This is a genomic window from Bacillus sp. GMs2/2, from assembly GCF_050172095.1.
Lineage (GTDB): Bacteria > Bacillota > Bacilli > Bacillales > Bacillaceae_G > Bacillus_A > Bacillus_A cereus.
The window spans coordinates 1-25,108 of sequence record NZ_JBNLYE010000043.1 but is presented as its reverse complement, the minus strand read 5'-3'; the positions used below and the strand labels follow the sequence as shown (position 1 = coordinate 25,108).

Here is a 25,108-nt window from a genome sequence, read left to right as displayed (position 1 = left end):
AGAAAAGCCAAAGTATATACATGTACAGCAAATTGATCAAGTATACGATAATTTACAAACGAATGTGTTGCAATGCTTTGTAAATAAAGGTAAAGGTAAACGATTCTTTGAAACACACCAAGCCATTTCGTATACTTTGCAAAATATAGTTGAGCAATGTAAATAACAAGAGGGAGAGCCCTCTTGTTATTTTTATGCTTCTGTCATTGTTGTAGGTTTTGTTGCGCCGTTTATTTCTAATTCTTTTATTAATGTTCGATAATCTGATATGCATATTTTTCCTTCGAGATACCAATGTCTCGCAAAGTCTAATAATTCATTTGCATTCTCTGTGCAATACCCCTTTTTTTGAGAAAACGCTTGTTTTAAATCCCCTAATACCATGTTGATTCCTCCCCCATGAGAATCTTCTTCTTAATTATCATAGCATGGAAGGGTTTTCTTTTTAATTTTTTAAAAATTTAAACTTCCGACAAAAATAGACATATATTCCATCACACATATTATTTTATAGGTACATATTATATATGTAGAAACTTATGTGAAGGAGGAGAGAATGCGTGTTTCAACAACCTAACGTATATCAGCAAACGAATCCATATGCACAGCAAAATATGTACCAATATAATACGGATACATATTTACGGTATAATATGTATCCTTTCGAGCCTTATTATGGAAATCAAAATTATTATCAACCGTTTGAAGTGTCCTTTATGAATCAAGCTCAACAACCACAACAGCAGCAACCTTATGTGAATCAAGCTCAACAACCACAACAGCAGCAACCTTATGTGAATCAAGCTCAACAACCACAACAGCAGCAACCTTATGTGAGTCAAGTTCAACAACCACAACAGCAGCAGCCTTATATGAATTCGCAATATTATATGCCACCACCATCGCCGTATGCTAATCAACAAGCGATGTTTTATCCACCAAAACAACCGTACCCGACGCAGGGTAAGCAAAAGCAACAACAGCCAAGCCAGTTTTCTAGTTTTGTTTCTCAATTTAAAACATCAGATGGTAACTATGATGTAAATAAAATGATGAATACAGCTGGACAAATGATGAATGCGATGAATCAAGTGACAGGTATTGTAAAGCAAGTTGGAGGCTTTTTTGGTAAGTGATGTTGAAGGATTGTCTATAAAAACAATGTAAATGAAATAAAGGACTAGACAAATTTCCTTGTAATAAATGGGTATATATAACAAACGGCTTTCTCTCTTTTCTCATACTGTAAAGTGTAATCAGATTTTTTTAACGAGAGAGGAGAGAAAAAACTATGCATCATTGTCATCCTTGCTTTGGAGGGCATAAGCCTACAGGACCTATTTGTACGACTGCTCCTGTCATTCATCCGACGAAACAATGCGTAACACACTCTTTTTCAACAACGGTGGTGCCACACATTTTCCCAACACATACAACACATGTACATCATCAACAAATTAAAAACCAAAACTTCTTCCCACAAACAAATTCAAATGTAAATGTTGTGGACCCAATCGACCCAGGATTCGGTGGCGGATGTGGACCGTGTGGTCATGGACATCATGGACATCATGGACATCACGTATCACCATTTGGTCCAGGACCAAATGTATCTCCGTTTGGACCAAACGTATCACCATTCGGACCGAATATTGGACCAAACGTATCACCATTCGGTCCAAATATCGGACCAAACGTTGGTGGAATGTTTAAAAAGTAAATGATATGTTAGAACTAGCGAAATGCTAGTTCTTTTTTTGTAATTGGAGTGTTGATATGAAAGTTATTGCAGTAACAGGATATAAGCCATTTGAACTTGGAATATTTAAAAATGATCATCCAGGGGTGGAGTGTATAAAGAAAGCGTTACACCGTAAATTAACCAATTTTGTAGAAGATGGTTTAGAGTGGGTTATAATAAGTGGCCAATTAGGTGTAGAATTATGGGCTGCTGAAGTTGTTTTTGAAATTCAAGTAGAATATCCAGATTTAAAATTAGCGGTATTCACTCCGTTTTTAGAACAAGAAGAAAATTGGAAAGAAGATAATCGTGAATATTACGAATTTATCCTTTCTCAAGCAGACCATGTTGATAGTATCACGAAACGGAAGTATGAAAGTCCAGAGCAATTTAAATTAAAAAATCACTTTTTTATTGAAAAAAGTGATGCGCTTTTAGCGGTATATGATGAAGAAAAACCAGGAAGTCCCAAATATATTGTAGAAGCAGCAAAGAAAAAAGGAGAAATAGAAAATTATCACAGTTATTTCATTCTTTTTTCTGATTTACAAGATATAATAGAAGAGGAACAGTGGAATAATGCAGAGTAAATATGTAATATAGTACTCGTATATATGATTGACAAAAAGCATTGTTTCTGAAAAAATTTAGTTAATGAAAGTTTTGGTAAAAATTTGAGGTGAAGAAAATGATTTCGGATAAAATTAAATTAACAGCGAAAGATATTTTAGAAAAAGAATTTAAAACAGGTATGAGAGGTTATCAGCAAGAAGAAGTAGACAAGTTTCTTGATATGATCATTAAAGACTATGAAGCTTTCCACAAAGAGTTTGAGCAATTAAAGCAACAAAATGCTCGTTTAAAGCGTGAATTAGAGGAACAAAAACTAGCAGTAACGCAAGTTCCACAACAACCTGTACAAACACCAGTTGCACAACCAGTTTATAACAACACGAATACGGATATTTTAAAACGCTTATCTAACTTAGAAAAAGCTGTATTTGGAAGTAAGTTATACGAATGATGTAAGGTGGGAAAAGGTTTAAGCATTTTACATAGAAAAAAACGTTGCAAAATCTTTTTGTTTCCACTATACTAATGGATGTCATAACGTTTGGGTAATCGCTGCAACGCCAACGTTGTAGAGGAAAGTCCATGCTCGCACGGCCTGAGATGGCTGTAGTGTTCGTGCCTAGCCAATTCATAAGCTAGGGTATTCTGGCTGTAAGGCTGGTTTAACGGCAGGGAAAAAACCTAAGTCCTTTCGGATATGGTTTGACTACCTTTAAAGTGCCACAGTGACGAAGTCCTTGAAGAAATGATAGGAGTGGAACGAGGTAAACCCCACGAGCGAGAAACCCAAATAATGGTAGGGGAATCTTTTCCAAGGAAATGAACGACGGGAAAGGACAGGTTTTATAACCTGTAGATAGATGATTGCCACCGGAGTACGAGGCGTGGGCCGTTTGTAGTACAAAGGAACAGAACATGGCTTACAGAACGTTATGAACCAACTATGAAATAACTCAGCTCTCCTTTGTTAGAGGAGGGCTTTTTATTTGTATGAAGTTATAAAGTATGAGTTAAAATGGTTAATGAGAAAATTTTTCGTAAAATGTAATGATTAATAGGACCAATTGCTATTAATTATTGTTTGAATATACATAAGAGGTGAATGCAAATGGGAAAAGTTACTTTAATTGCAACAGCGGCAATGGGTATTGAAGCGTTAGTTGCCCGAGAAGTTCGCGATCTTGGTTATGAATGTCAAGTAGAAAACAGCAAAGTAACATTTGAAGCAGATGAAAAGGCGATTTGTCGTACGAATTTATGGTTACGTACTGCGGACCGTGTAAAAATTAAAGTTGGCGAATTTAAAGCAACAACATTTGATGAGCTATTTGAAAAAACGAAAGCATTAAACTGGGGAGATTATATTCCAGAGAACGGTGAATTCCCTGTTATTGGTAAATCTTTAAAATCTGAATTATTCAGTGTTTCGGATTGCCAACGTATCGTTAAAAAAGCTGTCGTTGAAAAATTAAAAACAACATATAAACGTACAACTTGGTTTGAAGAAGATGGTCCATTATTCCGTATTGAGATTGCAATGCTCAAGGATATTGCAACATTAACAATTGATGCGAGCGGTGTTGGACTTCATAAACGTGGATACCGTATGGATCAAGGGGAAGCTCCGTTAAAAGAAACATTAGCTGCGTCTTTAATTAAATTAACAAACTGGAAGCCAGATCGTCCATTTGTTGATCCATTCTGTGGATCAGGTACAATTCCGATTGAAGCAGCATTAATTGGACAAAACATCGCACCAGGATTTAACCGTGGTTTCGCATCTGACGAGTGGGGCTGGGTAGGTAAACAAAACTGGCGTGAAGCTCGTCAAGAAGCTGAAGATTTAGCGAACTATGATCAACGATTACAAATCATTGGATCAGATATTGATCATCGTATGATTCGAGTTGCTCAAGATAATGCAGAAGAAGTAGGCTTAGGCGATTTAATTACATTTAAACAAATGCAAGTAAAAGATTTCACAACAAAAGAGGATTATGGCTATGTTGTAACGAATCCTCCATACGGAGAACGTTTAAGTGAAAAAGCACTTGTTGAACAATTGTACAAAGAAATGGGACAAGTATTCCGCCCATTAGATACATGGTCAGCGTATGTATTAACAAGTTACGAAGCATTTGAGAAGTGCTATGGAAAAGATGCATCGAAGAAACGTAAACTGTTTAACGGATTTATCCGTACAGATTACTATCAGTACTTCGGAAAACGTCCACCGCGTAATTCATAGTATAAAACTCCTCCAGCGCGCATATACTGGCTATTATGTAATGCGTAAAGGAGGAAGTGATATGGATAATTTCCAATTATCAATGATTCAAAAAGCTATTCACCGTACGTATGATGAGCTCGGAAAAGAAGTGGATAGTCAAGATGCGATTGTAGATGAAATACAAAAAGCACAAGAAGAATATTTGTCAGCTCTTTCACATGAAACAGCGATTGATAAAAGGTATTTAAAGTCATTAATATAGAAGAAAATTTTCCTTTTTCGAAAGGAAAATTTTTTTTCGTGTATTTATATGTATGGCAACAGGGGAAAGTAGCTGCACACATATGAGTAGCGGTTACTATATCTTTTTATAGAAAAACTTTTTGGTTGGAGGCTAAGGATGTTTACTGAGAAGAGATTACCATTTGAAGTAGGAAAACAAGACAATTTTTATGATAAGTTGAATGAGTGGATTGGAGATGTGTTTTACGACATCCTTCCGGAAAAAGGTTTTGAAGAGCGTGATGAACAAATTTTTATGGCGTTTCAATTAGAGCGTGCTTTCCAAGAAAAGAAAGTTATGTTCGCAGAAGCGGGTGTAGGAACAGGGAAAACTATTGTATATCTTCTATATGCAATTTGCTACGCGCGTTATACTGGAAAACCAGCTATAATTGCTTGTGCAGATGAAACGTTAATTGAGCAGCTTGTGAAAGAAGAAGGAGACATTGCGAAATTATCTGAAGCGTTAGGCTTATCTGTAGATGTAAGACTTGCGAAATCAATGGATAATTATTTATGTTTACGTAAGCTTGAAGATGTTATGAGTGGACGAGCTCCAGAAGTAATTGAAGACGTATATTATGAATTACCACAATTCGTATTTGATCATGGTACGATGCAAAACTTTACTCACTATGGTGACCGAAAAGAATTTCCACTATTAAATGACGAAGAATGGTCAAAAGTAAATTGGGATTACTTCCAAGATTGCTTCACTTGTGATTCTCGTCATCGTTGCGGTCAAACTCTTTCACGTGAACATTATCGTAAAGCAGCAGATTTAATTATTTGTTCTCAAGATTTTTATATGGATCATATTTGGACGTACGATGCTCGAAAGCGTGAAGGACAAATTCCATTATTACCAGAAAGTAGTTGTGTTGTATTCGATGAAGGACATCTTGTAGAATATGCAGCTCAAAAAGCTTTAACATATCGTTTAAAGCAAACGATGATGGAACAACTTTTAACGAGATTATTACAAAACGATATTCGTGAAGAGTTTGCACATTTAGTAGAAGAAACAATTTGGCAAACAGAGCGATTCTTTGATGTGTTACAAGAAAACAAAAAAGAAATTGCCGGTTCTGATCGTTTAGAAATTACTGTGACAGAAAAAGTAACAGCTGAAGCAAAACGACTTTATGCGAAAATTGGTGAAGTCGGTGATGCGTTAGTATTTGAAAGTGAAATGCATACAGTAAATACGTATGATTTAAATATCGTTGATGAACATTTAGATGTATTAGAACATTCACTTCGTCTATTCATGCATGAGAAAAATGTAATTACATGGGGTGAAGAAGGTGATGGAGCCTTCACGTTAGTAATTATGCCACGTGCAGTTGAAGAAGTATTACAAGAGAAAGTATTCTCGAAGAAAATCCCGTATATCTTCTCATCTGCTACATTATCTAATAACGATTCATTCGCATTTACAGCAAATAGCCTAGGGGTAAAAGATTACTTATCATTCTCAGTTGCCTCACCATTTGATTATGAAGAGCAAATGGCAGTAAACTTACTATCGCATACGAAAGAAAATGAGTGGGAAAGAAAGTGTCAATATACACTTGAAAATATACAGAAAACAAACGGACGTACACTTGTATTATTCCGTACAACGCAAGAACTTGCAGCGTTTAAAGAATATGTAAGTAAAGAACAAATGTCAGTTCCGTTCTTATATGAAGGGGATCAAGAAATTAGTCAGCTCGTTTCTCGTTTCCAAAATGAAGAAGAGACTGTACTTTGTGCCGTTCATTTATGGGAAGGTTTAGATATTCCTGGTTCATCATTATCACATGTTATCATTTGGTCATTACCATTCCCTCCAAACGATCCTGTGTTTGAAGCGAAACGTAAGCACGTAAATGATCCATTCTGGGATGTAGATGTACCGTATATGATTTTACGTCTTCGTCAAGGGATTGGCCGTTTAATTCGTACGAGCGACGATAAAGGTGCTATATCAATCTTCTTATCTGATACAGAAGATGAGAAAGTGATAGAAGCGGTGAAAAACGTACTACCAGTAGAAGGTAAAGAATTATAAGGAGAAAGCTTGGCGCTTGCCAAGCTTTTTTTCTATTATAAAAGGAAATTAGATTTTCATGTCGAATTAAGTTTGAGGTAGAAAAAGGAGGTTTTTATACAATGACAGTAGCTACATATGAAGTAGAAAAACAATTTTTAACATACGTGAAGAAGATACAAAATTACGGAGAAGCATTAAGCTTAATGTTTTGGGACTTGAGAACAGGGGCGCCTAAAAAAGGTGTAGACCAGCGTTCAGAAGTAATTGGCATGCTTTCATCAGAAGTATTTGCCATGTCGACTTCAGATGAGATGGGGAACTATTTAACAGAGCTTGAAGCTTTAATACGTGAAGATAAACTTTCTGAAACGACGAAGAAAATGGTTGAAGAGTGTCGTAAAGAATATGATAGAAATAAGAAAATTCCACAAGCGGAATACGAAGCGTATGTGAAATTAGAAGCGAAAGCAGAGAGTGTGTGGGAAGAAGCTCGCGAAAAATCTGATTTCGAAATGTTCCGCCCGTACTTAGAAAAAATTGTTGAATTTAAAAAGAAATTTATTACATATTGGGGTTACGAAACATATAAATACAATACATTATTAGACATGTATGAGCCAGGTATTACAGTAGAAGTTTTAGATCACGTATTTGGTCAACTTCGTGAGCGCATCGTGCCGCTTGTAAAAGAAATCTCTGAGTCTAAAAAAGGATTAAAAACAAGTGCTTTATCGGAAAAATTTTCAAAAGAAAAACAAAAGAACTTTACATTAGAACTATTAAAGCAATTGAATTATGACTTTGAAGCAGGTCGTCTTGATGAAACAGTACATCCATTCGAGATTACAATAAATAGAGGGGATGTTCGTATTACGACACGCTATGACGAAAAGGATTTCCGCATGGCTGTGTTTGGAACAATTCATGAATGTGGTCATGCTGTATATGAACAAAATATTGCAGAGAAATTTGAAGGTACACCGTTATGTAGTGGAACATCTATGGGTATTCATGAGTCACAATCGTTATTCTTTGAGAACTTTATCGGCCGTAATAAATCATTCTGGAAGAAAAATTATGATTTATTAAAAGAGTATAGCAATGGTCAATTTGATGATATGTCAGTCGATGAATTTTATGATGCAATTAACGAATCAAAGCCGTCATTCATTCGTATAGAAGCAGATGAGCTTACATACCCGCTTCATGTTATGGTGCGTTATGAATTAGAGAAAGAATTATTTGATGGTACATTACAAGTGAAGGACTTACCAGCAGCTTGGAATGATAAGATGGAAGCATATTTAGGAATTCGTCCGGAAAATGATGCGCAAGGTGTATTGCAAGATGTTCACTGGGCTGGTGGCTCATTTGGATACTTCCCATCTTATGCGCTTGGTTACATGTATGCAGCGCAATTTAAGCAAAGAATGTTAAAAGACATTCCGAACTTTGATGCATTGTTAGAAGAAGGAAACGTAACACCAATTCGTGAATGGTTAACAGAACATATTCACCAATATGGTAAAACGAAAAAGCCACTTGAAATTTTAGAAGATGTAACAGGCGAAGGGCTAAATGCAAATTACTTAGCAGATTATTTAGAAACGAAATATAAAGAGATTTATGAGTTGTAAAAAAAGAGCTGCTTAATTGCAGCTCTTTTTATTAAAGGGGATGAGAGAATGGGGTATACATATACAGTAATGAAGCAAGAAGAAGCGGAGGAAATCGCGTATAACTGGCATTATAAAGGGGAATATTCCTTTTACGATATAGAGGCAGATGAAGAAGATTTAGCTGAGTTTTTAGAGGGTGAGAGTAGAGGGAATCATGTGTTTTCTGTGAAAGAAAATGGTACTCTCATTGGGTTCTTTACGGTTTGTAAAATAAATAATGGAACGGTTGATATAGGACTTGGAATGAGACCTAATATAACTGGTAATGGATTTGGTTTACAGTTCGTGAATGCTGGACTAGCTTTTAGCAAAGAAAAATACGGATGCAAATATATAACACTATCAGTAGCGACATTTAATGAGAGAGCGATAAAAGTGTATAAAAGGGCGGGATTTGAAGCGGTTGGAACGTTTATACAGAAAACAAATGGTGGTTGTTTTGAGTTCTTGAAAATGAACTATATATGTAAACGTGATTAAAAAACAGAGGATCTTCTGTTTTTTTATTTTGATTTAGAAATATATGATACATATTGTTTACTTGTTGTAATTGAGGCTTTTGAAATTTTGGTAGAGGGTGTGTATGATAGAAGTTTAGTAGCAAATAGTAGGTTTAGCAAGGAAAGGTAGAGGTAGTATGATTACAATTAAAACGAAAAATGAAATAGATTTGATGCATGAATCTGGAAAATTACTTGCTTCATGTCATAAAGAAATTGCGAAAATGATAAAGCCAGGTATAACGACACAAGAGATTGATACGTTTGTTGAAATGTATTTAAAAAAGCATGGTGCCACATCTGAACAGAAAGGTTACAACGGGTATCCATATGCGATATGTGCATCTGTAAACGATGAAATGTGTCATGTGTTTCCGGCCGATGTTCCTTTAACTGAGGGTAATATTGTAACAATTGACACGGTAGTAAACTTAAATGGGGGGCTTTCAGATTCTGCTTGGACGTATAGAGTTGGAAAAGTTTCTGATGAAGCAGAAAAGTTGTTGTTAGTAGCTGAGAATGCTTTGTATAAAGGGATTGATCAGGCGGTAATTGGTAATCATGTAGGAGACATTGGCTATGCAATTGAAAGTTATGTAACAAATGAAGGTTTTTCTGTCGCAAGAGACTTTACGGGACATGGGATTGGTAAAGAGATTCATGAAGAACCAGCAATTTTTCATTTTGGGAAACAAGGACAAGGACCTCAGTTACAAGAAGGAATGGTAATTACAATTGAACCGATTGTAAATATAGGTATGCGATATTCTAAAGTAGATTTAAATGGGTGGACTGTACGAACGATGGACGGGAAATTATCAGCTCAATATGAGCATACAATTGCGATTACAAAAGATGGGCCAATCATTTTAACGAAGTTGTAATTGGGAATGAAAGAGTTTGCAAAACTCGAACAAAGATAGTGGTTTTTAAAAATTTGTACGTGTTTTTTTGATAAATGCTTTTCAAAGCATAAAAAGTACGTTATAATCCTTCTATAAAATAAATAGTTAGCTACACTCATATAATCGCGGGGATATGGCCTGCAAGTTTCTACCGAAGTACCGTAAATACTTTGACTATGAGTGAGGACGAATATAATTGCTTGTTTAGCATTCTTTTTTTGCGAAACTCCAAAAGCGCGTCTCTCACTTGTAACGAGTGGTGGCGGCTTTTGGAGTTTTTTTATTGCATAAGAGGGGGAACAAACATGAAAGTATTACAAGAAAAGATTTTGAACGAAGGAAAGGTTTTATCTGGTGACGTATTAAAGGTAGATGCTTTTTTAAATCATCAAATTGATCCAGTACTTATGCAAGAAATCGGAAAAGAATTTGCTAAACGTTTTAAAGAAGAGAACATTACAAAAATCGTGACGATTGAATCTTCAGGCATTGCACCATCGGTTATGGCTGCATTAGAGCTTGGTGTAAAAGTAATTTTTGCACGAAAACGTAAATCGTTAACGTTACAAGATAATATGTACGTTGCAAACGTATATTCATTTACAAAACAAGAAACAAATGAAATTTCATTATCTCGAAATCATATCGATGAAAATGATCGTGTATTAATCATCGATGACTTTTTAGCAAACGGTCAGGCTGCTTTAGGTTTAATGAGTTTAGTAGAGCAAGCCGGAGCGAGTATTGCAGGAATTGGAATTGTTATTGAAAAAGCATTTCAAGATGGAGGAAAGAAGCTTCGTGAACAAGGCGTTCGTGTTGAATCACTAGCAGAAATTGCATCACTTGATAACGGCACAGTTACATTTGTACAGCAAGAAACTGCGGAGGTGAAATAAACGATGAAGCAACATCCATTTAAAATCGCATCGCTCGGTATGCAGCATATGCTTGCTATGTATGCTGGTGCAATTATCGTACCGCTGATTGTGGGTGGTGGACTTGGTTTAAATCAAAAAGAGTTAACATACTTAGTCTCAATTGATTTATTAATGTGCGGCGTTGCGACAATTTTACAAGCATTATCAAATCGCTTTTTCGGTATTGGACTTCCAGTTGTGCTTGGTTGTACATTTACAGCGGTTGGACCGATGATTGCAATCGGGAAACAATACGGCGTGTCTTCTATTTATGGAGCAATTATTGCTGCCGGGTTATTCGTTGTTATTTTTGCAAAATTATTTGGAAAGCTTGTAAAACTGTTTCCCCCTGTTGTCACAGGATCTGTCGTTACTGTAATTGGAGTTACACTTGTTCCAGCGGCAATTAATGATATGGCTGGAGGAGTAGGAAGTAAAGATTTCGGTAGTCTTGAAAATTTAGCATTAGCATTTGGTGTGTTACTATTTATCATCATTATGTATCGTTTCTTCGACGGATTTATTCGTTCAATCTCTATTTTGCTAGGTTTATTGTTCGGTACAATCGTTGCAGCATTTATGGGGAAAGTAAGCTTGCAAGCAGTTGGAGAAGCAGATTGGTTCCATGGTATTCAGCCATTTTACTTCGGTACACCAACATTTGAATTGACGCCAATTATTACGATGATTTTAGTTGCTTGCGTAGGGATTGTAGAAGCAACAGGTGTATACTTTGCATTATCTGATATTTGCAATAAAAAGATTGGTGAAAAAGAATTAACAAAAGGCTATCGAGCAGAAGGATTAGCGATGGTGTTAGGTGGTATTTTCAACGCGTTCCCATATACAACATACTCTCAAAACGTAGGGCTTGTTCAATTAACTGGAGTAAGAAATCGCGTTATTATTTATACTTGTGGTGGTATGTTAATCGTTCTTGGATTCATTCCAAAAATCGCAGCTATTACAACAATCATTCCGAAATCAGTACTGGGCGGTGCGATGTTAGCAATGTTCGGTATGGTAATGGCATATGGTATTAAAATGTTAAGTAGCGTTGATTTTGGTAAACAAGAAAATTTATTAATCGTTGCATGTTCTGTCGGAATTGGGCTTGGCGTAACAGTCGTTCCTACATTATTTTCACAACTTCCAGAAAGCATTCGTATTTTAACAGATAACGGAATTGTACTTGGAAGTGCGTCAGCAGTACTTTTAAATATCGTATTTAATATGGTGCCGCAGCGCAAAGTGAAAGTAGAAGAAGAGCCAGTATCTATGCAAAGTGCAGTAAGAGAAGCGTGAAAAAGCAAGGTCTCGTTATGAGACCTTGCTTTTCTTTTTAAGTGGCATCATTTTCCCGTACGTACCAAGACGCCAAATGTACTCAAGTGGCCCATATTGGTAATGTGAAAGCCACCAGCGGCTAATAAAGATTTGTAATGTGTAGAAACTAATGCAGAATATTGGTCCAACCCATAATGGAGCAGGATAATAATTTTTAAGGAATAGACCAAATACAAGTAATGTAACAATTGTATGCGAGATGTAATTTGTTAATGCCATTCGTCCAACGTGTTGGAACGGACGTAATAACGTTTGCCATTTTTCTTTTTGTAATAAACGCATTAGTGTGAAAATGTAGAATATGAATAACGTTTTTCCGCTAAACATTGTAAAGACCTGCATATAAATTGGTTCATAAAATGGTTTTGATAAGAAGTAACGGACCATGAAGAACCACATTGGTAATGTAAAAAGGAACATAATAATTTGCCATTTTTTAAGCTTTGAATCTAACTCTTTCGCGCGGCGGAAAATATCCTTTTTCCCGACGTATAAACCAAGTAAAAACAGCCCAACTGTTTCTGGAAGCATAAGTAAATTTAATCCAATTCCATCAGCGTAAAATGCATGGAAACGATTTTGTATTTGTGACAGCCAATCTTCTAATGGCATGATAGGTAAGGAAAAACCTAGCTCTTCCTTTGGTACCAATGCAACTGTAATACCAGCCATTAGCATAATGAATTGAAAAATACTCAATAAAACGATAGCCCATATTAAAATAGTACGAGGTTCTCTCTTATAAAATAAAAATAAGAAAAATCCAGCAATCGCATAAGTATGTAAAATGTCTCCGTCCCATAAAAAAACGTAATGTAAGAAACCAAATAATAATAAAATAAGTAAGCGGCGAACAAATAAAATTTTCGGATGATCTGTTTTTGCTTCAGCACGAGTCATAAAAATGTAAAAGCCTAGGCCAAATAAAAACGAAAAGATAGTATAAAACTTTGTTTGAATAAACATATCGTAAAATAGACGGATATAGCTATCTAGCCCTTCATAAACTCCTGAAATATCACGTGAGTCAATCCCGGCGATAACAGGCCAGTTCACAAGAAAAATACCTAGTACAGCTATTCCCCTAATAATATCGATGGAGTGGATCCTCTCGCCTTGTGAAATATTTTGTGTCATTTTTTTCCTCCTTGTTAAGTAATTCCCTTTTATTATACAAAATGTAAGATGGAGGGGATAGGGGATATTTCCATTTTTTTAAACTGTTAAGTTATGTAGGATGAGATATAATAAGAGTGCACAACAAGTTTTAACCTTTTTCAAAACAGGCAGTAAAGCTCCTTCTTATAAGGAGCTTTCTTTATGAAAAGTGTTGATAATGATTCTCTTTAATGATAAAATATATTTAAAATTGATAATCATTATCAAAAAGGTTGGTGTGTAAGTATGGTATATGCATTAGTAGCAGGTACAGTCGCTGTATATGCAGTTATTGCGAAGTATGTTTTAAATGGAGTAGGAACAGCAAAATGAGTGATATGACATAAAATCCCTTTCATTTGTAAAAAGAATGAAAGGGATTTTTTATTTTTAATGAGAATATGCTGAAAATTTAGTATGATAGTAAAGTGAAACTGTAATCAATGGGTAGGTGTAACTCTCACTGGTTATGAGCTCGCAAATAGCGGGGAAAAGTATATACATCTTGGATAAAGGGGAACAAGGGGATGACAAACATAGTACAGACAAACGGTATGAAAAAACTTGTTTGTTTTTATGAAGAGTGGCAAAAACACGGCGATGCAGAGAATAGTTTAAAGTTGTTTGAGGTGATTCAAAAATATAAACAAGAACAGCTTATGATAGCGTTCTGTGGTCACTTCTCTGCAGGGAAATCAACGATGATGAATCATCTATATAAAGCGCAGTTGTTACCAACAAGTCCAATTCCGACAAGCGCTAACGTTGTCAAAATTGAAAAAGGAATGGATCGTGTTGTTGTAACGGTTAAATCTGGAGAACAGTACGAGTATGACGGTGCATATTCAGCTGAAGAATTAAAACAAATTTGTAAAGATGGTGATGAGGTAATTGGTGTTCACATTTATCGGAATGATGCGCCAATTCCTGAAGGTGTTATGTTAGTAGATACACCAGGGATTGACTCAACAGATGATGCCCATCAATTAGCGACAGAATCAACGCTACATCTAGCAGACGTAATTTTTTATATGATGGATTATAATCACGTCCAATCGGAAGTGAATTTGCAATTTGTTAAAGAATTGAAACAACGTAATAAAACGGTTTATCTCGTTGTCAATCAAATAGATAAACATAAAGAAAATGAATTGTCGTTTGAGAATTATAAAGATAGTGTAAAGCAATCGTTCTCTAACTGGGATATTGAAGTAGATGGAGTATATTATACGTCATTACGAATGATGAACCATCCACATAATGAAATTGGAAGCTTAGAAACGTTAATTACTTCTATTATGAAAGAAAAAGAGCAGTATGTAAGGACTGGAATGGAGCGAGAAACAGAATATTTAATGGGGGAACATTTCTCGTTTATTGTTTCTGAAAATGAAAAAGCTCTTTTGAAATATGAGGAAGAGTTAGCATCACCACTTTCTATTTCAGAGGTAGTTGAAAAGAAGGAAGAGTTAACGGAAGCGAAAAATCGTGAGGCAAGTAAAGAGTCTCATGTGAGAAATGAATTTATAAAAGGCCTACAAGCTATATTAGATAACGCGTATTTAATGCCATTTGAAATGAGAGAATTGGCAAATGCGTACTTAGAAACGAAATTAACAAAGTTTAAAGTCGGTTTGCTATTTGCGAAAGGAAAGACGGAGCAAGAAAAACAAAGGCGTGTAGAGGCGTTTTATTCTGCCCTTCAAAAGACTGTTGAAACGCAGCTTGATTTTCATGTGAAGGAATTTATTGTAGCCTTCTTAAAAGAAGAAGGATTGTTCACGGAGGAAATTGGGAAAGACATATATGGGTTAGAAATTGCTTTCGGACCAGAAATGTTGGCTGAGGTAATTAAACAAGGCGCAGGTTTCACAGGTGATTACTTACTTCTTTATACAGCGGATGTAGCGAATGAACTAAAGAAGCGTTATTTTATAAAAGCACAGCAAATTTTTGATAAAAGTGCGGTCGTTTTAAAGCAAAAGGTGAGGGAAGCAGTTGCTCGTATTGAAGAAGAGATTGAAACATATACGATGTTGCAAACGGCGAAAGAAACACAATTACAATACAATAACAATTTGGCGGCATATGAAGACTATTTACGAAATGTTTGGCACGATCATGTTGCTACGCCTGAAGGTTTGCAAATAGATGAGATATTGCAAAGGGAAAAGCAAATTGTTAGTGAGAAATTTACACTACAAGAGCAGAAAATCGTAAATGATAACGTAGCGATTCATGAAGAAGAGCTGAAAGGAACGGCGGCTTTAAATATTCAGCGGATATTAGAGAAAGTGAAAAAAGCTGAAACGATATTAGAGCCATTGCCAGCGCTGAAACATGTACAGCAAGAGGTAATAGAGAAAAGAAGACGTGTAGAAACAAAACAATTTACAGTAGCGTTATTCGGGGCATTTAGTGCTGGAAAATCATCATTTGCCAATGCCTTACTCGGTGAGAAAGTACTTCCTGTATCACCAAACCCGACGACGGCAACGATTAATCAAATTTTGCCGGTTACAGAGGAAAAACCACATGGAACAGTAATTGTTCAGTTTAAATCAAAGCAAGCGTTATTAGAAGATATGAAAGCTGTTTATAAGCTGTTTCATTATGAGATTGCTACGTTAGATGAAGCGTTAGCACAAATTGATAAAGTTATGAAATATCCTTCACCAACTGGGAAGCAAAAAACAACATTTAGCTTTTTACGAGCGGTACAAAAAGGGTATGATGCAGTTTCTACTTATTTAGGAGAACAAGTACAAGTTACATTAGAAGAGTTCTCTGATTATGTAGCGAATGAAGAGAAATCATGCTTCGTTGAGTATATGGAACTTTATTATGATTGTGCTTTAACAAGGCAGGGAGTAGCGCTTGTAGACACACCTGGAGCGGATTCTATCAATGCTCGCCATACGGATGTTGCATTTCAGTATATTAAAAACGCAGATGCTATTTTATTTGTAACATATTATAACCATGTATTCTCTCGTGCTGACCGTGAATTTTTAATTCAGCTTGGTCGTGTAAAGGATACTTTTGCCCTTGATAAAATGTTCTTCTTAATTAATGCTGCGGATTTAGCAGAGTCTGAAGAAGAACTTGAAATGGTAAAAGGTTATATCGCAGATCAGCTACTGCAATACGGTATTAGAAATCCGCGTTTATTTGCAATTTCAAGTTTATGTGCGCTTGAAGAGAAACAAGGAAAGAATGTTGAAAAAGAGAAGTATGGTATTTTACAAAACTCTGGGATTACTAAGTTTGAGGAATCATTTACGTCCTTTATGATGAGAGATTTAATGCTTGTTTCTGTGCATGCTCTATATGGTGCGTTGCAAGGGGCAGATCAGCTTTTAGTAAACATGATAAAGGGTGCAAAGCAGGGGAATGAAGAGAAAGAGAAGCAAACGAAAAAATATGAAGCAGAGCGTGATCAACTACTTCATATCATTTCTTCATATAGTGTACTTGCTGAAGAACAGGCGATGCAAAATGAAGTGAAAGAGTTGCTTTATTACGTGCAACAGCGTCTATTCCTCCGCTATAATGATGTGTTTACTGAATTTATTAATCCGGCATCACTTCGAACGGATGGAAATGTGAAAACACAATTGCAACAGTGTGTTATGGAATTAGTAGCATTTATTCAGCATGATTTATTACAAGAAATGCGTGCGACATCATTACGCCTTGAAAAATGGATAGACGAAGCGATGAAGCGTGCAAAGGATGAAATTGTAGTGAACTGTAAAGTAGAAAATGAATCAATTTCTATGAATGGAACAGTGGAGTATGAATACCAAGATATTACACATAAAGAACCGTTCCCTTCAGTTGAAATAAAAGATTTCAAAAAAGCACTGGCACATTTTAAAAATGAGAAAAGCTTTTTTGAAAAGAATGACAAGGCTTTTATGCAAGAAGACGCTAAATCTGTATTAGAACCGCTCGTATCAAACTATGTAGCTGATGAAAAACATTTATTTGTTCATCATTATAAGCAAGAGTGGGATATGAAGTGGAATTTATTCGAAAAAGTGATGCAGCAAGATGTGATGAACTATTATGAAAGTATATTGTTTGCATTGGCTGAAACGATCGATGTATCTCTATATGAACAAAGTAAAGAACAATTGCAAAAGCAGTTAGTAGAGATTGAAAAAGAAATTTATGTTATATAGTCGTTATGAGAAAAAGATTCGTTCAATTTTCTTTTGAAGTACAGTATCTAAAGATTTTACAAATCCAGCAAATTCATCGGTAGAAATCATATGAGTAAGAACGAGTCGTCTGCCATCTGGTGTTTCACCGCATAAGACGAATGAAGAAAATTCATATGTTTTGTTTTCAACTACTAATTTTGGATAGGAATACGTGTCGCTTTTCTTCTTCTTTCCATCAATAGAGATGACGTTGCATTTTTTCTCATTGTTGTCCATGGTGAATCCCTCCTTTCTATTATTTATGGTAGACAAGGAGGGTTTAGAACAATAGAGAAGGGGGAATTTTTTATGTCTGTTGTAATAGAACGTATTCCAAAAGAGGCTATACCGAAGGCTTTATTGTTACTTGCTGATCCAAGTGAACGGCAAATAGCTACGTATGTACAAAGAGGATTAACATACGTAGCTAAGCAGGGGGGGAGCGTTATCGGTGTATATGTTCTTTTGGAAACAAGGCCAAAGACGATGGAAATCATGAATATTGCGGTTGCAGAGCATTTGCAAGGAAAAGGGATTGGGAAGAAGCTATTAAGGCATGCTGTAGAAACTGCTAAAGGATATGGTATGTCAAAACTTGAAGTTGGTACAGGCAATTCTAGTGTTTCACAACTTGCTTTATATCAAAAATGTGGATTTCGTATTTTTTCTATTGATTTTGATTACTTTTCGAAGCATTATGAAGAAGAGATTATTGAAAATGGAATTGTATGTCGTGATATGATCCGCCTTGCAATGGAATTGAATAAAAACGTATAACTATTTAGGGGGAAGAGAAGATGGAAGTACATAAAGCAATTACAGCACATTCTCGTAAACAAAATGAAAGTGTAAAAGCATGTTTACAATTAGATGTACAGCGTGAAGCAGCTATTGAAGCTGCCGTATCTCTTGCGTCAAATGGGAAAGAATTTTCGGTTGATGTAATTAATGTTGTAACGAAGCAGATTAATGATCTTGCAAAAAATGGTGTTACCTTGCAGCGTAAATATGTTACAGAAGAAATGGTTATGGAGTATGTAAGTCGTTTGAAAGAGAAAGAAGGTCGTTAAAGATGATAGTTACAGTCGAATGGTTACGTGAGCATATAGAAGATGAGAATGTCCGTATAATCGATTGTCGTTTTGATTTAGCGAATCCTAATTGGGGTAGAGAAAAGTATGAAGAAGGACATATTCCTCATGCGTTATATTTTGATTTGAATTTAGATTTATCAAGTCCTATAGCAGAACATGGTGGCCGCCATCCTTTACCAAATATTGAGGAGTTTGCAGACAAGCTTTCGAAGGCTGGTATTGATGAACATACGACAGTAATTGCGTATGACAGTCAAGCCGGTGCAAATGCTGCTCGTTTATGGTGGTTATGTAACTATGTAGGACATGAGAAAGTATATATATTAGATGGTGGTTTCCAGGCTTGGAAAGAGAATGGACTACCGACAACAGCGGAAATTCCTGTTGCTATACGAAAAACATTCAAAGCTAATATACAAGATCATATGCTTGTAACGATGGAAACGGTCAGAGAGAATATCCGTGCAGGTGCGGATGTTACATTAATTGATTCAAGAGAGCCGAAACGTTATGCTGGTGTAGAGGAACTTGTCGATCATAAAGCAGGACATATTCCAACAGCAGTAAACCATTTTTGGAAGGATGGAATGTTGCAATCAGGACAATTTAAGAATAAAGCTGAGCAACAAGAACGATTCCAAAACCTGTCGAAAGATAAGGAAACCATTGTATATTGTGGTTCTGGTGTTACAGCGTGTCCAAACATCCTTGCATTAAAATTAGCTGGATTCCAAAATGTTAAATTGTATGCAGGTAGCTGGAGTGATTGGATTTCTTATCCAGAAAATCAAATTGCAAAAGAAGAAGATTAATCACTTGCATGCAAAAATAATTTGTATTAAAATAAGGTCACAAGCAAGAGATTGCTCGAAAAACTTTGTATTTTACACATTGGAAACAATGTGATAATATAACGACAAGTAAATAATACATCCTGCGGTGTGCGTAACTTATTTATGTCTAAAACCGATGTTAGTTATACGGAAGCTCAATATTTAGCGACCATCATCAAGCCTTCCTTGTGGAGGAAGATGTACGGTAACTGTGAGGGCATCCACCTGCGAGTAGCGGGTTTTTGGACATTTACGAGGAGCGGCACGTGCGGGGGTCTTATTTCAACTAACCTTATATAAAATTCCTACGGTGTACGTAGCTTATGCATGTCTTAAACCAATAAGTTTAATATGGAAGTTCAATATTTAAATGTAGCTAACATGCCATCTTTTTAAGAAGGAAGTTACAAACATTTGTGAGGGCATCCACCTGTGAGAGCAGGTTTATGGACATCTAGAGAGAACGGCATATGTGGGGCTATATAAAAACCTTACGTTTTATACGTAAGGTTTTTTTGTTGCATAGATATATTAATATTATCTTGATTCACCTGTGAAGTTTCCGTAATAAATGTAGCACTTTCTGTCTTCATCAATCTCTCTTGAATCCAAGGAGAATTCCATAGACATGCCGTCTCGCTGAATATATATAATATCTGAATGAAGAGATGGTAAAATTTCTTCGTAGTTCCATACATCTTGACTATCTACTAAGCTTGAACTCGTTTCACTTAGTTCTCTAATTTCAAAACCGATGTGGGAGTATGTAGGGTCTGAAGGGTCATTGGCGAAAACTTCTTTTTGAATATAAATAACTGCTGTTCCGTCTGGATCAACCGAAGTTGCAGTAACAACATAAGTATTTTTCTCTTTAATAAAATATTCACAAGTCATGCGTGCGATAATTTCAGAATTAGAAATATTGGCGTAGTTCCATAAAGCAGGATACCCTTTCGTTTCATCATTAAGTCGATATTCTAAGCGCATTTAATCCCTCTTCTTCCTTTTTCTTCTACTTTATCATGCCATCCTATATAATAGGAATAGAATTTAAAAAGGGGAGTGCGAAGGTGACAAAAACGAAATGGTTAGTAGGTGGTGTCGTAACGTCTTTAATGACTGGCACTTTATTTGGTTGCGCACAAGATCTTCCCCCAAAACCGAATGATAATAGTTGTTCTGATTGGGATTGGGATGATGAACTTGGGGTATGGCAGTGTGATGATAGTAGTTCAGGTTATCGTGGGCATTATTTCTATGGTGGGCGATACTATCAAAATAAATCCACTTTTAAAAATTCATCGGCGTTTAAATCGTATCAATCGTCTGCTGAATTTAAAGGTGGAATTGGAAGCGGTTCAAAGGGAGGATTTGGGGGCTAAAATATGTCGCAATACATAAGGGATCGAAAAGAATTTTATTTAAAATATCCGAATTTTTGGTCGGATTTATATGAATGTGAGTATAGTTTGTTTCATGTTTTTTCTATAACAAATCAGACTTTGGACCAATTACACTTAGCGACTGAACGAATGGGGAAAATATTTTTTAAGACTGCTAGACTGCTGCGTAATTTAAGTGACGAACAGCTTCTAGATCTTGGCTTTCCATCCGCGAGTTTATCATTCATTAGAATGAAAGGGCTTTATCCTGAATCTGTAATTTCGCGATTTGATTTTGCTGTAACAGAGGATAACAAAATTAAAATGCTTGAGTTTAATAGTGATACACCAACTTTTATTGTGGAATGTTTTCAAATGAATGGAAAAGTTTGTGAAAATCTAGGCTATGATGATCCAAACTCAGATCAAGAACGATTGCTATCTTCTGGTGTTACGAAAGCTGTAATGGAAGCGACAAAGGAATTAGACAATCCAAATGTTGTTTTTACAGCACATCATGAACATATCGAGGATTGGAATACGACTACGTATTTGAGTCAGCTATGCCATGTTGAAAATAAAGTAGTGCCAATGTCAGAACTTAGAATTACAAAAGATGCTCTAGTTGATAAAGATGGGGCGAAGATTGATGTTTTATATCGCCAAACATATCCGATAGAAGATTTAATTGAGGATCAAGATCCTGAAACAGGAGATTTGGTAGGTGTGGAACTGCTGCAACTTGTAAAAGCCGGAAAGCTTTTTATAATAAATCCTTTGTCAGCATTTTTACTTCAGCCAAAATCGATTCAGTGTCTTATTTGGGGGTTAGCAGAAGAAGAGGTCTTTTATACAAACGAGGAACAACAGTGGATTAAAGAATATATGTTACCTACATATTTAGAACCAGATTTATTTTTAGGAAAAGGTTCTTTCGTTCAAAAACCTTCATTTGGTAGAGAAGGAGATACAATTACGATTCGCGATAAGGATGAAAATATTATGCTTCAAAATGCACATCAAACGTATAAAACTGCACTGCCGATATTTCAAAAGTATACAGAACTGCCAGTCGTATCCTTGGAAACAGAAAAGGGGATGGAGAAACTGTCCTATGTGTTTGGTTCTTTTTTAATTGCTGGAAAAGCGAGTAGTATCGGTATTCGCGCGGGAGAAAAGATTACAGGAAATGAATCGTACTATTTACCGGTAGGTATAAAAAGGAGGGGGAAAAATGATTAATTTTTTATTATATTTAGCAGTAACACTTGGACTTTTATGTATTGGTCTGTTCTTGATGGAAGTGACAACGAAAGTTAAGGAATTTAAGTTAATGGCTCAAGGGAATAAGGCGGTAAGCTATGTGCTTGGAGGGCGATTACTTGGGTTAGCTATCGTTTTATATTCGACAGCAGCTAATTCAATTTCACTTCTTGATATGATTTCGTGGGGAGCAGTTGGGATTTTGGCTCAAATTATCGTCTTTTATTTAGCTGAGTGGCTTACACCACGCTTTAATATAAACAAAAGTCTTGAAGAAGATAATCAAGCAGTCGGTCTTTTTCTTATGTTTTTATCGCTTTCAATTGGGATTGTAATCGCTGGTTGTATAACTTATTAAAAACTTTACGTTTAAACGTAAAGTTTTTTATTTTATACCGCTATTTGCCGGACAGCCCGATTGGTGAGGGCTAATAATCAGTGGCGGATGAACAAAACCCCCACTGATGAAAGTTTCACTTTATATACGTTAGTTTGCCATACCATTTGAAAAAATTGTAGGCTACGGTTGACATCTATTTTAAATAAGAGTAACATTTTCAATGTAATGAAAATAAGTCTCTGTTAGGTGAGGCTCCTGTATAGAGAAATGCTACTGCCCAAAAATGTCGAGAGACGCCAATGGGTCAACAGGAATGATCGAATTAAGGTTTTTCTTAACGTAGCTGGTAATGTACCTATGCTATACAGTGCTAAAACTCGGTGAGGGAGAGGTCCGTAGATTTCTAATTATATTAGAAATCGTTTATTTGTGTATGTAATGGCCGCTACTCTCTTAAGGGTAGGGGTCTTTTTTGTTACCAAGCTATGAGTAATTTCATATTATAAACTATAAAATTAAACGAGGAGGTGAGGAGCATGTCAAATTCTGACTCGGTTCCGTTACCCATATACTTCAAATCAAAAATATATGATGTAGGCAGGAAACGATTTGTTCCTCCCTCTATATTTATCACAATGTAGCGTTTATAAAGCGCGAGACACTTTCACAGTAAAGTGGATAAATTGAGAAACAAAGCGTTTCTTCCTATGTTGTAAAGGAGGAGACGATAATATGTTATATGCAAACAAAACTGTGGGTAACACGTCATATAAACTAAGTAAAAAATCAATAAAAGAACAAACAATGCTCCAAAAAAATAAAGATTTATTAATTGAAATTGCAACAAGAGATGTAAAATCTGTATTTGCATATTTTAAAACAACAAGAGACGGACTATCAATGAAAGAGGCACAAAAACGTATTCAAGTATATGGCCGAAATGAACTAACTTCAAAAAGAGCACTTCTTGCGGAAGTAATGATGAAGCTAGGTGGCATGATTCCAGGTTTTTCAAAACAACGTGTGTGTGATGAATTACAACGTGAAACGATTACTGTATCTAGAGTAGAATATTCTAGTAGTACAGGGCTAAATAGTGAACTGAAAATGATGGAGATACCTGTGCAAGAACTTGTACCTGGAGATATGATTTTTCTTTCGGCTGGAGATGCTGTGCCAGCTGATGTACGTATTATTTATGCAGATGATTTATTAGTGAATGAGTCTGTGTTAACGGGAAACGAAGCGAATATAGAGAAGTTTGAGAGCTGCTATCACCTTGAACGTAAACGATTTATTCCATTAAAACGGATGAAAGATTATAATCCACTTGAGCTTGAAAATGTATGTTTTAAAGGTTCGCATATCGTTAGTGGAAATGCAAAAGCTATCGTTGTTTCTACTGGAAAAAATACGTATTCAGGTATCTTGCATACTTGTTGTAGTAGAACGTCTTAATGTGTTAATGATGCTAAATATACAAAAACAATGTATAATAGACAAAGTTGAGCAAAAACGTAGAATGGTAATCTATTTATATAACCTTACGTGATAACGTAAGGTTATTATTTTTTTAATAGGAGAGGAATTATGAAAAAAGTATTATTAGTTGATGGTATGGCACTATTATTTCGTGCTTTTTACGCAACAAGTGTCTACGGACAATTTATGAAACGACAAGATGGAACCCCTACGAACGGGATTCATGGTTATATGAAACACTTATTAACAGCTACGCAAGCGATCGAACCAACACATATCGTTACATGCTGGGATATGGGAAGTACGACATTTAGAACAGAATCGTTCTCGAATTATAAAGCAAATCGTGCAGCGCCACCAGAAGAATTAATTCCTCAATTTGATTTAGTGCAAGAAATGACTGCAAAATTATCCATTCCAGTTATCGGTATGAAAGGCTACGAAGCCGATGATTGTATCGGTACGCTTGCAAAACAATATTGCAATGAAGCTGAAGTTTATATTTTAACAGGTGATACGGATTTACTTCAACTTGTTGATAAGAACGTTACAGTTATGCTTCTGCGTAAAGGAATTGGAAATTACGAATATTACACATCGGAGAAAATCATGGAAGAAAAAGGTGTAGAGCCGTGGCAAATCGTCCATGCAAAAGCTTTCATGGGAGATACAAGTGATAATTATCCAGGTGTAAAAGGTATCGGTGAAAAAACAGCGTATAAGCTTATTCAAGAGCACGGAACAGTATCCGCTGTACTAGAAAATGTAGAATCATTAACAAAAGCGCAGCGTACGAAGATTGAAAGTGATTTAGAGAACTTAAATATTTCGTTGCAATTAGCACAAATTCACTGTGAAGTTCCAATTTCATGTTTACTAGAAGAGGGATTACACACAATGGATGAAGAAAAACTTAGATTTGTTTGTGAAGAAATGAATTGGGGAAGACCTGAAATATTAATAAATATGCTATAAATAGTTTGGAAAGAGGGATGTTGCATAAGTCGAAATTTGACTTGGTGACACCTTCTTTTTGTTTTTGTAAACAGTATTATAGTAAATAAAATTATGTCGAACTCAATTTTAAATATATAAATGTTTCGACAAGATATAATGATAAAAGTTGAGGGGAA

26 protein-coding genes, 3 other RNA genes and 2 riboswitches are annotated in these 25,108 nt (G+C 35.7%); of the genes, 25 read left to right on the top strand and 4 right to left on the bottom strand.

Annotated elements, in window-relative coordinates:
* On the top strand, positions 1 to 166 hold a 166-nt coding region (locus ACQGS6_RS09090), incomplete at its 5' end, for a DUF1798 family protein (protein WP_426965050.1).
* 26 nt (positions 167 to 192) lie between these two features.
* On the opposite strand, the gene ACQGS6_RS09085 is transcribed toward ACQGS6_RS09090, so the two are convergent.
* Positions 193 to 384: a YppF family protein gene (locus tag ACQGS6_RS09085; RefSeq protein WP_000242652.1), complete on the bottom strand. Its 192-nt coding sequence runs from the start codon at positions 382 to 384 to the stop codon at positions 193 to 195.
* 176 nt (positions 385 to 560) lie between these two features.
* Here ACQGS6_RS09085 and ACQGS6_RS09080 point away from each other — a divergent pair, with 176 nt between their 5' ends.
* From ACQGS6_RS09080 to pbuX, 13 genes are all read left to right on the top strand, one after another.
* Complete coding sequence (locus ACQGS6_RS09080) at positions 561 to 1,136, top strand: YppG family protein (protein WP_025967080.1); 576 nt, start codon at positions 561 to 563, stop codon at positions 1,134 to 1,136.
* A gap of 155 nt (positions 1,137 to 1,291) precedes the next feature.
* The gene (locus tag ACQGS6_RS09075) at positions 1,292 to 1,720 is read left to right on the top strand and encodes a CotD family spore coat protein (protein ID WP_000546268.1); all 429 of its coding nucleotides are present in this window, start codon (positions 1,292 to 1,294) and stop codon (positions 1,718 to 1,720) included.
* A 56-nt stretch (positions 1,721 to 1,776) separates the two neighbouring features.
* On the top strand, positions 1,777 to 2,331 hold the full coding sequence (locus ACQGS6_RS09070; protein ID WP_000862911.1) for a DUF1273 domain-containing protein: 555 nt from the start codon (positions 1,777 to 1,779) through the stop codon (positions 2,329 to 2,331).
* A 98-nt stretch (positions 2,332 to 2,429) separates the two neighbouring features.
* Complete coding sequence (gene gpsB / locus ACQGS6_RS09065; RefSeq protein ID WP_000622431.1) at positions 2,430 to 2,765, top strand: cell division regulator GpsB; 336 nt, start codon at positions 2,430 to 2,432, stop codon at positions 2,763 to 2,765.
* An 86-nt stretch (positions 2,766 to 2,851) separates the two neighbouring features.
* Positions 2,852 to 3,242, top strand: an RNA gene (rnpB, locus tag ACQGS6_RS09060) — RNase P RNA component class B.
* A gap of 180 nt (positions 3,243 to 3,422) precedes the next feature.
* Positions 3,423 to 4,562: a THUMP domain-containing class I SAM-dependent RNA methyltransferase gene (locus tag ACQGS6_RS09055; RefSeq protein WP_000521224.1), complete on the top strand. Its 1,140-nt coding sequence runs from the start codon at positions 3,423 to 3,425 to the stop codon at positions 4,560 to 4,562.
* A gap of 61 nt (positions 4,563 to 4,623) precedes the next feature.
* Entirely contained in the window at positions 4,624 to 4,806 is a 183-nt protein-coding gene (locus tag ACQGS6_RS09050) for a DUF3921 family protein (protein ID WP_000368569.1), read from the top strand.
* A 138-nt stretch (positions 4,807 to 4,944) separates the two neighbouring features.
* Positions 4,945 to 6,882 (top strand): ATP-dependent DNA helicase, encoded by a 1,938-nt coding sequence (locus tag ACQGS6_RS09045; protein ID WP_000493698.1) that lies wholly within the window; start codon positions 4,945 to 4,947, stop codon positions 6,880 to 6,882.
* 101 nt (positions 6,883 to 6,983) lie between these two features.
* Positions 6,984 to 8,501: a carboxypeptidase gene (ypwA, locus tag ACQGS6_RS09040; RefSeq protein WP_426965049.1), complete on the top strand. Its 1,518-nt coding sequence runs from the start codon at positions 6,984 to 6,986 to the stop codon at positions 8,499 to 8,501.
* A gap of 48 nt (positions 8,502 to 8,549) precedes the next feature.
* Entirely contained in the window at positions 8,550 to 9,023 is a 474-nt protein-coding gene (locus ACQGS6_RS09035) for a GNAT family N-acetyltransferase (RefSeq protein WP_000542516.1), read from the top strand.
* 157 nt (positions 9,024 to 9,180) lie between these two features.
* The gene (locus ACQGS6_RS09030) at positions 9,181 to 9,927 is read left to right on the top strand and encodes a type I methionyl aminopeptidase (protein ID WP_000628417.1); all 747 of its coding nucleotides are present in this window, start codon (positions 9,181 to 9,183) and stop codon (positions 9,925 to 9,927) included.
* A 116-nt stretch (positions 9,928 to 10,043) separates the two neighbouring features.
* A riboswitch (purine riboswitch) is annotated at positions 10,044 to 10,145 on the top strand.
* A 108-nt stretch (positions 10,146 to 10,253) separates the two neighbouring features.
* Positions 10,254 to 10,847, top strand: coding sequence for a xanthine phosphoribosyltransferase (locus tag ACQGS6_RS09025; RefSeq protein WP_000866496.1), 594 nt, complete (start codon positions 10,254 to 10,256; stop codon positions 10,845 to 10,847).
* 3 nt (positions 10,848 to 10,850) lie between these two features.
* Positions 10,851 to 12,173, top strand: a complete 1,323-nt coding sequence (pbuX, locus tag ACQGS6_RS09020; RefSeq protein ID WP_000809223.1) for a xanthine permease PbuX — start codon at positions 10,851 to 10,853, stop codon at positions 12,171 to 12,173.
* A 15-nt stretch (positions 12,174 to 12,188) separates the two neighbouring features.
* Here pbuX and ACQGS6_RS09015 read toward each other — a convergent pair whose 3' ends face one another.
* Positions 12,189 to 13,352, bottom strand: a complete 1,164-nt coding sequence (locus ACQGS6_RS09015) for a DUF418 domain-containing protein (RefSeq protein ID WP_426965047.1) — start codon at positions 13,350 to 13,352, stop codon at positions 12,189 to 12,191.
* A gap of 548 nt (positions 13,353 to 13,900) precedes the next feature.
* Here ACQGS6_RS09015 and ACQGS6_RS09010 point away from each other — a divergent pair.
* Positions 13,901 to 17,560 (top strand): dynamin family protein, encoded by a 3,660-nt coding sequence (locus tag ACQGS6_RS09010; protein WP_426965046.1) that lies wholly within the window; start codon positions 13,901 to 13,903, stop codon positions 17,558 to 17,560.
* 3 nt (positions 17,561 to 17,563) lie between these two features.
* On the opposite strand, the gene ACQGS6_RS09005 is transcribed toward ACQGS6_RS09010, so the two are convergent.
* On the bottom strand, positions 17,564 to 17,818 hold the full coding sequence (locus ACQGS6_RS09005) for a DUF3931 domain-containing protein (RefSeq protein WP_000369740.1): 255 nt from the start codon (positions 17,816 to 17,818) through the stop codon (positions 17,564 to 17,566).
* Between the two features lie 72 nt (positions 17,819 to 17,890).
* Between ACQGS6_RS09005 and ACQGS6_RS09000 the strand changes: the two genes are divergently transcribed.
* The 5 genes from ACQGS6_RS09000 to ssrS (ACQGS6_RS08980) all read left to right on the top strand — a co-directional run bounded on the left by ACQGS6_RS09000 (position 17,891) and on the right by ssrS (ACQGS6_RS08980) (position 19,991).
* Positions 17,891 to 18,358, top strand: a complete 468-nt coding sequence (locus ACQGS6_RS09000) for a GNAT family N-acetyltransferase (RefSeq protein ID WP_000117686.1) — start codon at positions 17,891 to 17,893, stop codon at positions 18,356 to 18,358.
* Positions 18,359 to 18,378: 20 nt separating this feature from the next.
* Complete coding sequence (locus ACQGS6_RS08995; protein WP_426965045.1) at positions 18,379 to 18,651, top strand: YpbS family protein; 273 nt, start codon at positions 18,379 to 18,381, stop codon at positions 18,649 to 18,651.
* 2 nt (positions 18,652 to 18,653) lie between these two features.
* Complete coding sequence (locus tag ACQGS6_RS08990; RefSeq protein WP_000637564.1) at positions 18,654 to 19,487, top strand: sulfurtransferase; 834 nt, start codon at positions 18,654 to 18,656, stop codon at positions 19,485 to 19,487.
* 116 nt (positions 19,488 to 19,603) lie between these two features.
* Positions 19,604 to 19,786, top strand: a non-coding RNA gene (gene ssrS, locus ACQGS6_RS08985) — 6S RNA.
* A gap of 21 nt (positions 19,787 to 19,807) precedes the next feature.
* A non-coding RNA gene (gene ssrS / locus ACQGS6_RS08980) (6S RNA) lies at positions 19,808 to 19,991 on the top strand.
* Between the two features lie 54 nt (positions 19,992 to 20,045).
* On the opposite strand, the gene ACQGS6_RS08975 is transcribed toward ssrS (ACQGS6_RS08980), so the two are convergent.
* Entirely contained in the window at positions 20,046 to 20,495 is a 450-nt protein-coding gene (locus ACQGS6_RS08975) for a hypothetical protein (protein WP_001235522.1), read from the bottom strand.
* A gap of 83 nt (positions 20,496 to 20,578) precedes the next feature.
* Here ACQGS6_RS08975 and ACQGS6_RS08970 point away from each other — a divergent pair, with 83 nt between their 5' ends.
* The 5 genes from ACQGS6_RS08970 (at position 20,579) to ACQGS6_RS08950 (ending at position 24,950) form a co-directional block, all read left to right on the top strand.
* Positions 20,579 to 20,890 (top strand): hypothetical protein, encoded by a 312-nt coding sequence (locus ACQGS6_RS08970; RefSeq protein ID WP_000169030.1) that lies wholly within the window; start codon positions 20,579 to 20,581, stop codon positions 20,888 to 20,890.
* Between the two features lie 3 nt (positions 20,891 to 20,893).
* Positions 20,894 to 22,132: a glutathionylspermidine synthase family protein gene (locus tag ACQGS6_RS08965; RefSeq protein ID WP_098481049.1), complete on the top strand. Its 1,239-nt coding sequence runs from the start codon at positions 20,894 to 20,896 to the stop codon at positions 22,130 to 22,132.
* The gene (locus tag ACQGS6_RS08960; protein WP_000606857.1) at positions 22,125 to 22,511 is read left to right on the top strand and encodes a DUF350 domain-containing protein; all 387 of its coding nucleotides are present in this window, start codon (positions 22,125 to 22,127) and stop codon (positions 22,509 to 22,511) included. Before ACQGS6_RS08965 ends, ACQGS6_RS08960 begins: the two co-directional genes overlap by 8 nt.
* Before the next feature lie 213 nt (positions 22,512 to 22,724).
* Positions 22,725 to 22,890: riboswitch (M-box (ykoK) riboswitch) on the top strand.
* Positions 22,891 to 23,225: 335 nt separating this feature from the next.
* Positions 23,226 to 23,951, top strand: a complete 726-nt coding sequence (locus ACQGS6_RS08955; RefSeq protein WP_000964951.1) for a cation-transporting P-type ATPase — start codon at positions 23,226 to 23,228, stop codon at positions 23,949 to 23,951.
* 132 nt (positions 23,952 to 24,083) lie between these two features.
* Positions 24,084 to 24,950 carry a 5'-3' exonuclease gene (locus ACQGS6_RS08950; RefSeq protein WP_426965044.1) on the top strand — a complete coding sequence of 289 codons (867 nt, stop codon included), beginning with the start codon at positions 24,084 to 24,086 and terminating at the stop codon, positions 24,948 to 24,950.
* The last annotated feature ends 158 nt before the right edge of the window (positions 24,951 to 25,108 follow it).

Excerpts from the sequence above, each read along its gene's own strand:
- ACQGS6_RS09085 (WP_000242652.1), bottom strand. The coding sequence starts at position 384 with ATGGTATTAGGGGATTTAAAACAAGCGTTTTCTCAAAAAAAGGGGTAT.
- ACQGS6_RS09075 (WP_000546268.1), top strand. The coding sequence starts at position 1,292 with ATGCATCATTGTCATCCTTGCTTTGGAGGGCATAAGCCTACAGGACCT.
- ACQGS6_RS09070 (WP_000862911.1), top strand. The coding sequence starts at position 1,777 with ATGAAAGTTATTGCAGTAACAGGATATAAGCCATTTGAACTTGGAATA.
- gpsB (WP_000622431.1), top strand. The coding sequence starts at position 2,430 with ATGATTTCGGATAAAATTAAATTAACAGCGAAAGATATTTTAGAAAAA.
- ACQGS6_RS09055 (WP_000521224.1), top strand. The coding sequence starts at position 3,423 with ATGGGAAAAGTTACTTTAATTGCAACAGCGGCAATGGGTATTGAAGCG.
- ACQGS6_RS09050 (WP_000368569.1), top strand. The coding sequence starts at position 4,624 with ATGGATAATTTCCAATTATCAATGATTCAAAAAGCTATTCACCGTACG.
- ACQGS6_RS09045 (WP_000493698.1), top strand. The coding sequence starts at position 4,945 with ATGTTTACTGAGAAGAGATTACCATTTGAAGTAGGAAAACAAGACAAT.
- ypwA (WP_426965049.1), top strand. The coding sequence starts at position 6,984 with ATGACAGTAGCTACATATGAAGTAGAAAAACAATTTTTAACATACGTG.
- ACQGS6_RS09035 (WP_000542516.1), top strand. The coding sequence starts at position 8,550 with ATGGGGTATACATATACAGTAATGAAGCAAGAAGAAGCGGAGGAAATC.
- ACQGS6_RS09030 (WP_000628417.1), top strand. The coding sequence starts at position 9,181 with ATGATTACAATTAAAACGAAAAATGAAATAGATTTGATGCATGAATCT.
- ACQGS6_RS09025 (WP_000866496.1), top strand. The coding sequence starts at position 10,254 with ATGAAAGTATTACAAGAAAAGATTTTGAACGAAGGAAAGGTTTTATCT.
- pbuX (WP_000809223.1), top strand. The coding sequence starts at position 10,851 with ATGAAGCAACATCCATTTAAAATCGCATCGCTCGGTATGCAGCATATG.
- ACQGS6_RS09015 (WP_426965047.1), bottom strand. The coding sequence starts at position 13,352 with ATGACACAAAATATTTCACAAGGCGAGAGGATCCACTCCATCGATATT.
- ACQGS6_RS09010 (WP_426965046.1), top strand. The coding sequence starts at position 13,901 with ATGACAAACATAGTACAGACAAACGGTATGAAAAAACTTGTTTGTTTT.
- ACQGS6_RS09005 (WP_000369740.1), bottom strand. The coding sequence starts at position 17,818 with ATGGACAACAATGAGAAAAAATGCAACGTCATCTCTATTGATGGAAAG.
- ACQGS6_RS09000 (WP_000117686.1), top strand. The coding sequence starts at position 17,891 with ATGTCTGTTGTAATAGAACGTATTCCAAAAGAGGCTATACCGAAGGCT.
- ACQGS6_RS08995 (WP_426965045.1), top strand. The coding sequence starts at position 18,379 with ATGGAAGTACATAAAGCAATTACAGCACATTCTCGTAAACAAAATGAA.
- ACQGS6_RS08990 (WP_000637564.1), top strand. The coding sequence starts at position 18,654 with ATGATAGTTACAGTCGAATGGTTACGTGAGCATATAGAAGATGAGAAT.
- ACQGS6_RS08975 (WP_001235522.1), bottom strand. The coding sequence starts at position 20,495 with ATGCGCTTAGAATATCGACTTAATGATGAAACGAAAGGGTATCCTGCT.
- ACQGS6_RS08965 (WP_098481049.1), top strand. The coding sequence starts at position 20,894 with ATGTCGCAATACATAAGGGATCGAAAAGAATTTTATTTAAAATATCCG.
- ACQGS6_RS08960 (WP_000606857.1), top strand. The coding sequence starts at position 22,125 with ATGATTAATTTTTTATTATATTTAGCAGTAACACTTGGACTTTTATGT.
- ACQGS6_RS08955 (WP_000964951.1), top strand. The coding sequence starts at position 23,226 with ATGTTATATGCAAACAAAACTGTGGGTAACACGTCATATAAACTAAGT.
- ACQGS6_RS08950 (WP_426965044.1), top strand. The coding sequence starts at position 24,084 with ATGAAAAAAGTATTATTAGTTGATGGTATGGCACTATTATTTCGTGCT.